The 907-nt window shown below is 75.6% G+C and carries 2 protein-coding genes; one reads left to right on the top strand and one right to left on the bottom strand.

Annotation, left to right across the window (positions count from 1 at the left end; genetic code table 11):
• Positions 1 to 197: 197 nt before the first annotated feature.
• Positions 198 to 671 carry an energy transducer TonB gene (locus BKE38_RS29085; RefSeq protein WP_076960596.1) on the top strand — a complete coding sequence of 158 codons (474 nt, stop codon included), beginning with the start codon at positions 198 to 200 and terminating at the stop codon, positions 669 to 671.
• 3 nt (positions 672 to 674) lie between these two features.
• Here the strand turns inward: BKE38_RS29085 and BKE38_RS29080 are convergent.
• Positions 675 to 907: SH3 domain-containing protein (locus BKE38_RS29080; RefSeq protein WP_131829792.1), on the bottom strand; the 233-nt coding region annotated here is incomplete at its 5' end.

The following is a 907-nucleotide window of genomic DNA, read 5'->3' as shown; positions in this document are numbered from 1 at the left end:
CGCGGTGCTCGGACCCGGGGTCGCGCCGGGGCAGACGCCGCCGCCCGCCGGGCTGCTGCGCAACGGCGCCGCGACGGTAATGCTGCCGCTGCAGTTCGAGCCCGGCCGGCCGCTGCTGGCGCCGTCGAAAAGCTGAGCGACCCCCTGTCGTTACGGTCCCGCGCCTGCTAGCTGGGCCGTGACGATGGAGTGGATGAATGTCCGTTAGCCTGATCGCCCGGCTGCTGCCGCTGGCTGCCCTGCTCGCCGCCTGCGCCGCCCCGGAGCCGCAGGCCGCGGCGCCGGGTGGCCCGGCCGCGGCCGAAGCGGTCGCGGAAAGCCCCGAGGAGGCGCTGCGCCTCTGGTCCCGGGCCGCCAGCGACCGCATCGGCGAGTTCCGCCACGACCCGCGCGACATGACCGCGCCCGAGGCGAGCCGTGGCTACCCTGCCGGCAGCGTCGCCGTCCGCTTCACCATCGACCGCGTCGGCCGGGTGATGGCGCCGGAAGTGGCCAAGGGCTCCGGCCAGGCGCAGCTCGACGGCGCGGCGCTGATCATGGTGGTCGCCGCCCAGCCGCTGCCGCCGCCGCCTGCCAGCGTTCTGGAGAATGGCCGCGCCACCGTGGTCGTCCCGGTCCACTTCAGCGCCCGCCGCGCGCCGCCGCAGCCCACGATGATGGGGCCGAGGTAAGCCTCAGCGGCTGACCAAGCTGGCATGGATCCAGCCCCAGGGCTCGCCGCTGCCGACGCGCAGCCAGCCGCCGGCCGCCTCCTCGTAGACGGTCAGGCTGGAGCCCTGGGCGATCACCCGGATCACCTCGCCGCCGCCATTCGGATGGGCGCGCAGATTGCCGTTCTGCCGCATGGTGATCTGGCCCAGCGCCTCGCCGCGGCCGACCGGCGCCGCGGTCACCGAAAGCGGGCCGC

It is taken from the genome of Teichococcus deserti, from assembly GCF_001982615.1.
Lineage (GTDB): Bacteria > Pseudomonadota > Alphaproteobacteria > Acetobacterales > Acetobacteraceae > Pseudoroseomonas > Pseudoroseomonas deserti.
Note: the sequence above shows the minus strand (reverse complement) of the source record. Positions and strands in the feature narration are given on the sequence as shown.

Bases quoted from the DNA above. Each gene is read 5' to 3' on its own strand.
- BKE38_RS29085 (WP_076960596.1), top strand. From the start codon at position 198: ATGTCCGTTAGCCTGATCGCCCGGCTGCTGCCGCTGGCTGCCCTGCTC.